General features: G+C 58.9%; 6 protein-coding genes. 3 read left to right on the forward strand and 3 right to left on the reverse strand.

Annotated elements, in window-relative coordinates:
- A partial coding sequence (locus WC683_18795; GenBank protein MFA4974659.1) for a CPBP family intramembrane glutamic endopeptidase occupies window positions 1-616 on the forward strand: 616 nt, incomplete at its 5' end.
- On the opposite strand, the gene nth is transcribed toward WC683_18795, so the two are convergent.
- Complete coding sequence (nth, locus tag WC683_18800) at window positions 600-1,235, reverse strand: endonuclease III (protein MFA4974660.1); 636 nt, start codon at window positions 1,233-1,235, stop codon at window positions 600-602. The two genes, WC683_18795 and nth, sit on opposite strands and share 17 nt — an antisense overlap.
- Before the next feature lie 139 nt (window positions 1,236-1,374).
- On the opposite strand from nth, the gene WC683_18805 reads away from it, so the two are divergent.
- On the forward strand, window positions 1,375-2,325 hold the full coding sequence (locus WC683_18805) for a hypothetical protein (GenBank protein MFA4974661.1): 951 nt from the start codon (window positions 1,375-1,377) through the stop codon (window positions 2,323-2,325).
- Between the two features lie 116 nt (window positions 2,326-2,441).
- Window positions 2,442-2,951: a hypothetical protein gene (locus tag WC683_18810; protein ID MFA4974662.1), complete on the forward strand. Its 510-nt coding sequence runs from the start codon at window positions 2,442-2,444 to the stop codon at window positions 2,949-2,951.
- Here WC683_18810 and lexA read toward each other — a convergent pair.
- A complete protein-coding gene (gene lexA / locus WC683_18815; GenBank protein MFA4974663.1) occupies window positions 2,926-3,513 on the reverse strand; it encodes a transcriptional repressor LexA in 588 nt (195 codons plus the stop codon). The genes WC683_18810 and lexA overlap by 26 nt on opposite strands.
- A 228-nt stretch (window positions 3,514-3,741) precedes the next feature.
- On the reverse strand, window positions 3,742-6,081 hold the full coding sequence (locus tag WC683_18820) for a hypothetical protein (protein ID MFA4974664.1): 2,340 nt from the start codon (window positions 6,079-6,081) through the stop codon (window positions 3,742-3,744).
- Window positions 6,082-6,278 lie beyond the last annotated feature (197 nt).

Below are 6,278 nucleotides of genomic sequence, written 5' to 3' on the forward strand. Positions count from 1 at the left end.
GCTCGTGATCATCCACGTCCTCTACGCCACGCGCGGCAATTCCTTCATCGGCCCCAAGATATCGTACATAGTCGCCTATCTGCTCATGGGCGCGCCGCTCCTGGTGCTCTGGAGGAGGCGCCGCCCCCTGGATTTCTTCGTGCTCGACGCCAAGGATCTGATGCGCGCGCTCAAGGAATTCGCGCTCGTCTCTCTCGTGATATTTCCGCCGTTTCTCATCGCAGCGCACGGCTGGCAGATCCTCGTCGAGGGATACAGCGGTTTTTCCCCTGTCGGCTTTCCTCGCTTTGCGAACATGATGCTCGTGCAACTCATCCTCGTCGCCCTGCCCGAGGAGTTCTTTTTCCGGGGCTATCTGCAGTCCGCGATGAACGGGATATTCCCTAAGAAGCGGCGGTTCCTGGGCGCGCAGTTCGGGTGGGGCCTCATAGTCACAGCCCTGGTCTTCGCCTTCGCGCACACGATCGTCACCTACCAGTGGTGGCACTTCGCGATTTTCTTCCCTGCGCTCGTGTTCGGCTGGATGCGCGAGCGCACGGGCAACATTCTCGCGCCCACGCTCTTCCACGCTGCATCGAACCTCATCATGGATTGGTTCGTTAGGTGCTACGTCTGAAGTAATCGCACCATTTCGAGACCGGACATTCGACGCACTTCGGTTTCCGCGCCGTGCATATCGTGCGTCCGTGGTGGATGAGCCAGAAGTGCGCGGCTCCGAGGATGCGCTGCGGGATGATCTTCGTGAGCGCGCGCTCCACCTGTTCCGGCGTCTTTCCCTTGCCGATGCCGATCCTGTTTGCAACCCGGAATACGTGCGTGTCCACCGGCATCGCAGGCGCGCCGAACGATTTGATGAGGACCACATTTGCGGTCTTACGCCCCACACCCGCGAGGCCGGTGAGTTCATCGCGCTGAGCCGGGACCTTTCCGTCGAAGCGCTCTATGAGAGCGCGCGCGGCGGCTATGATGTTCTTCGCCTTGGCCTGATGCAGGCCGACCGACTTTATTATCCTGCGCACCTCGGCAGGCCTTGCCTTCGCGAGCGCCGCAGCTGAGGGGTATCGCCTGAACAGGGCGGGGGTCACGAGATCGACCTGGGCGTCCGTGGTCTGGGCCGAGAGTATTGTCCCGATCAGGGTGCGAAAGGGATTGTTCCTCTTCGCCCACGGCCTCTCCCCTCGCGGATAACGGCCCTTTAAAGCACCCAGGATCGCCGGCACCCTATCCTTTTGCATTATGCCCTCCTTCTTTGCTCCATAAGCTTTAAACTTATCTATCTAAAATATCTATGGAAATCAAAATGACAATGTCGTATAAGGCCACGAATTGAGACAAGGTTCATGGCTTCGCGGATGTTAGAGAGGGGATGATGACATGCGTGCACAGGCGACCAATCTCTCGACTTTCCTTCAGGCGACAAACCACTTTATGCGGGATAACGGGATATTTCAGATCCCGGTTTCATGGAACAGCGATTCGTTGATCTACGGGCTCGTGGGTACGCGTATAAAATTGCCGGAGAAGATGGTCTTCATGGGCACGGAAATCCCGGGGAAGGAGTTCATGGCCTTCCTGCCCGTGGTTGAAAGGCCTGCGGCGGATGTCCTTGAGCGGAGCTCTGTCAGGGGGCAGAGGGACCTGATCTCTCAGTGGTGGTCGGTTCAGAAGTGCGCCAACGGAATGCTTTTGGAGATGAAGGAACTCGGGGAACCCAGACAGAGGGCCCTGGAGATGAGGAAGAAGGGGGAAGAGGCGGAAAGGGATGGCCAGAACGTCGACGCGGCATGGGCGTTCCTCAAATCTGCGGTGATTCTCTACAAACTCGGCATGTCCAGGGACACGGTCGCAGTCGAGTTCTTTGGCTCCGCCAGAAATTTCAAGGCTGCGGCGTTCCACCCGTCGTCGGCCATTCTTTATGAATCCGCGTTCAACTCGATCTCTTCCGACGAGTATGCGGTCGCCGCAGCGGAGCAGTGGCTCTTGTCGGTGCAGCAGGAGGCGGACCCCGCTACAAAGCGTTTTCGGATCAACCGCGGGCTCATCTATGCTGCGCACAGGCCCTACGGAGATGTCTACTGGGATCTCTTGAGGGAATCGGGAGAGATGCACAAGAGGGCCGGCAAATACTTCGCCGCCGGGGCGGACTATATGAGGGCCGCGTGGTCGGTGGTTCAACGCGGGACGCCGAACAAGCAGCAATGGATGAACATCTCGCTGTTGTTGACCTCCGCTGCGGAGGTCTTCGAGGCAAAAGAGAACGATACGTTGGCGCCGAAGGTCCGAGGGCTGTTGGATATCGCTTTGGAATTAGCGGAGGGCATATGACGACCTTTGGTTCTTTTGTACATCTCAACCTTCGAATGCCGGCTTCGGTCTTTATGGATTACGTGCCGAATGGGGCCAGGATATGGCCCAGCGATCTCATTCGGAGGGGGGAGGCTGTGAATGCCGGAGGACGTCGGGATTTCCTAGGCGAGTGGTGGTCTTTGCAGAGCGGAATCAACTCGGCGTTGGATGAAGGCCGCGGACGCAAGCTCAGTCTCTTTTATGATGACGCCAAGGATGCGTTCAGGAGGGGGGAGGAAGAGCTGCGAAATGGCAAAGGGCCTGCTGTTGCCAGGTTTGATTTTCTCAAGTCCGCAGTCCTCTTCGCTTGCGCAGGCGAGAGGGGCATTTTTCTTATGCGTGCCCTGAGCGAAGCGGCATCAGCCAACGCAGACCAGCCCATGCGGCCGGCTGCGGCTGCGATCTTATATGAGGAGGTCTTTCGCCTCAGTCACAGGCCCAATGATGCTGCTTCAGCGGCGTCCTATTGGCTCGAGTCGGTGATGCAAGACCGTGACGAGAGCACTCTGGGTTTCAGGGCCGCAAGGGGGTTGTCGCTTGCGTCTCAGGGCTCGTCCGAGGAGATAAGTAGAGAGCTCCTCAGTATCTGCGCATCACTGCCCTGACCACTCCGCCTAGAGTCAGTTCCCCCTCGGGCCTTATCACCGGATACTTCGCATTCGCAGGGACGAGTTCCACCTCATCGCCCGCGCGCCTGTAGTATTTGAGCGTCCAGTCGCCATCCACGCAGCCCAGCACTATGTCGCCCGACTTCGGCTCCACCCCGCGCTCGACGATGACGAGGTCTCCCTCGTGTATGCCCGCGTCGATCATCGAGTCGCCCGAGACCTTGAGGAGGAATGAGGCCTCGGGCTTGTCGATGAGGAATTCGTCGAGCGAGAGCGTGTCTATGAGCACCTCCTCGGCCGGGGAGGGGAAACCGGCCTGCACATAGCCCATGAGCGGGATGCCCAGCCTCTCGCTTTTCGGTGTGAGCCTGCCTGCGTCGTCTTTCTCTACGTAGCCTTCGTCGATGAGTTTCTTCGCCATGCGGAAGGCGGCGTTCTTGGAGTTGTAGCCGAAGATGCGGCACATCTCGGAATACGTGGGCAGCCGCCGGTTCATGCGCCAGAATCGGCGGAGCACGTCGAGCTTGTCGTCTTCTATCGGTTTTATGTAGTTGCCCATACGCGCTGTCTCTCCCTTGCCATGCTCCGGATGCCCAGGGGGTAGGTCCTTGTGTTGTATATATATGAATAGCGCAGTTGAGGGCTGCCTTTGAGCATCTTCATAAACCTTAATAATAACAACATATTGACCTCCATGGCGGCTCTATTGCCGACCGACTCTCAAGGTAAGTGAACGCCCGTTCACTTGTCAATCAGGAAAATTAAAAAGGGGTTAGTCGAACAACAATCAGAAGAGATTCGCCCTGAAGGAGAGGCCGAATATGAAGTCCTCTGCATCAGGGAAGTGATGAAGGTCGATGCCGGCGCCCAGGCGATGGTCCTTGATGTAGAAGCCGGCAGAGGCGCCCCAGCCGTTTTCATATCCGCTCTCGCGCGTCTTTGGGTCGTTTTTTTCGTAGCGGCCCGAATATCCACAGGACAGCTCGATGTCCGAGAACTCCTCTTCGGCCGCCTTCCGCCACGACCAGGCAAACGTCGCATAGCCGGAGGGGATGACGACCAGGGAACCGTCTTTGAAGAAGAATCCGGCCTTCGCATCTGTCCGAATCCCTGCTGAGAAGAGTCTTGTCGCGTTGGCGTCGGTCCAGAGGCCCTTGCTCAGCATCGCGCTTAAGTCGATGAGGGCTGCGCCGTCCCACGACCCCTGGACGATCCTCGACATGCCTTGCATCCCGATCCCCATCTGGGGCCGCCACCGGAGCGCGTCCTCCATCTGCATCGCCTTTTTCTTCTCCAGCATCTGCCTGTACTCGTCGAAGTTGTTTTTGTACCTGGCCGACAGGGCGCGCGCCGAGTCCCTGAGCGAATCGGGCAGCGTGGGGTCCCTGGCTATGTCGTCGAGCTTTGCGAGTTTCCAGGGGTATTCGAAGAGGTCCTCGCCCTTGTAGGCGCTGATGGCGGGCAAAAGATACGCAAGGACCAGGACGTCCTCCTCTGCGTTGAAGATGTCCAGTAGCTTCCCGATGCTTCCCTGCCAGCCCGACTTCGACTCCTTGAGGAAGTAGGCGGCGGCCTTCCTGAGCTTGAGGCTCTCCTGGTCCGTGAGGGCCGCCTCCAGGAACTCCTGCTCCGCCTCCTCGCCGTGGAGGAGCAAAAGCATCAGTGTCCTGATCCGCGCGTCTTCGCTGCTGCCCGGATCGCTGTCCTCGAAGTCGGGGGCGCCGTCCATGATCCTGCGGATTCCTGCGGCCTCCAGGAAATCCTGGCCGTATCTGAGCGCGCCGGTGGTCACGACAGCGCTCAGCGCGCTGTGCGCCGATTCAACCTCCAGGTACCTCAGGCACTGCGCAAGCTCAGCCATCTCCTCCATGTCGCTTTGGCCCTCGGCCGCCGCGCGCCCGACCATGGGCTTGAGCATCTCGAAGACCTCTTTGTGATCTGCGCCGTTTGCAACGATAGCGGTCTTGAGGAGCCTCAGCGCATCGGTGCGCGCGCTTGAATCTTCGGATCCCAGGCGCTCCCTGGCCTCGCCCACTATCTCGGCGTGCAGGTCAGGGTTCTTCCCCAGCGCCTTGAGGTATTCGAGCTTCGTGTAATTTTTGTCGGAGAGTTTTTCCCTCCAATCGAAGATGATCTGGAGAGGGTCCTGGGAGGCTAGAATCCCCGGAATCTGTTCGCCAACATGTCCCATCTGCACGATCTCGACGCCGCTGCGCTTTATGTTCGGGCCCACCACGAGAACGCGGGGAGCGCTGCCTGTGCCGAAGTATTCGCTGCTCTCGGGATTCTGATCGACCCTGATGAATTTGTATAAGCCGTCACCCCTGGCTGCCTCCTCCTCGAACCAGGCGGAGAGCTCCTCGGAATGGCCCCTGGATCCTGCGATGAGCACCACGGCCTGCTCGCCGAAGCGGAGCGATTCCACGGCCTTCATCAGCTCTTCGTGCGAGGGGACGACCTCGACCGATTTTGGAAAGTACGGCAACGCGGCCTCGTTGCCCGCGAGGTCGAGGTCGCGGCTGCCGGCCTTGGAGTACATGACCGCGAGCGGATTGGACTGGTTCATGTCGTATACGGCGCGCTCGCGTATGGTGAGCACGCCGTCGCGGTTCTGGTCTGCGCGTTCCAGGTCGGCGCCGTAGAAATATTTCAGCCCGTTGAAGGCGATCGAGAAGGGGGGCGATGAGCCGTAGAAGAAATCGGGCTGAAAAGCGGAAGCGTCCGGCTGCATCGAGCGGGCGAAGCTGCCGGAGAAGCAGCCGCCCATGATTATCGACACGTGCGGCCTATCGCCGCGCGCGAGGTTCTCCTCGAAGAGTTTTGCGATGTCGGGGCCGTCGACGAAGTCCTTGCCCAGGTTCATCCTTGGGCCGCTGTAGCCGTGGCCGAACTGGACGAGCTGGAGCATCCCGCCGGAACCGTGGTGCCTGATCAGCCTGCCCGTGGTATCGAGAAACTCCTTTTTCGATATCGTGGTCTCGCTGATGATCCCGTCGACCGGCTCCGGCGTCTCGGCCACGACCAAGGCGTGCCCGGGATAGGAATCCACCGCTGCCCACAGGGTGTGATAGTGGCGCAGCTCCATATCGCCGCCGGCGAGGATCACTGTGATCTTCGTGTCTGCCATCGGTAGCCTTTTATTGATCCCACTCCTGTATCGGCGGCCCTGGATATTTGTTGCTAATATGGCTCGTCTGTATCGATTTTTTAAAAATTCAGATTATTTCCAGTTATTTCAATATGTTAGATAGAAGCAGGATGTCTTCTGAAAGACATGGTCATGATGGCCGCGAGTATTGCGGAACTCGCCAGCCCGAGTTTCCA

The sequence above is a fragment of the bacterium genome, assembly GCA_041648665.1.
Lineage (GTDB): Bacteria > UBA10199 > UBA10199 > 2-02-FULL-44-16 > JAAZCA01 > JAFGMW01.

What these genes read in the sequence shown, in the direction of transcription:
- WC683_18820 (MFA4974664.1), bottom strand. Translation starts at nt 6,081, where the DNA reads ATGGCAGACACGAAGATCACAGTGATCCTCGCCGGCGGCGATATGGAG.
- nth (MFA4974660.1), bottom strand. Translation starts at nt 1,235, where the DNA reads ATGCAAAAGGATAGGGTGCCGGCGATCCTGGGTGCTTTAAAGGGCCGT.
- lexA (MFA4974663.1), bottom strand. Translation starts at nt 3,513, where the DNA reads ATGGGCAACTACATAAAACCGATAGAAGACGACAAGCTCGACGTGCTC.
- WC683_18805 (MFA4974661.1), top strand. Translation starts at nt 1,375, where the DNA reads ATGCGTGCACAGGCGACCAATCTCTCGACTTTCCTTCAGGCGACAAAC.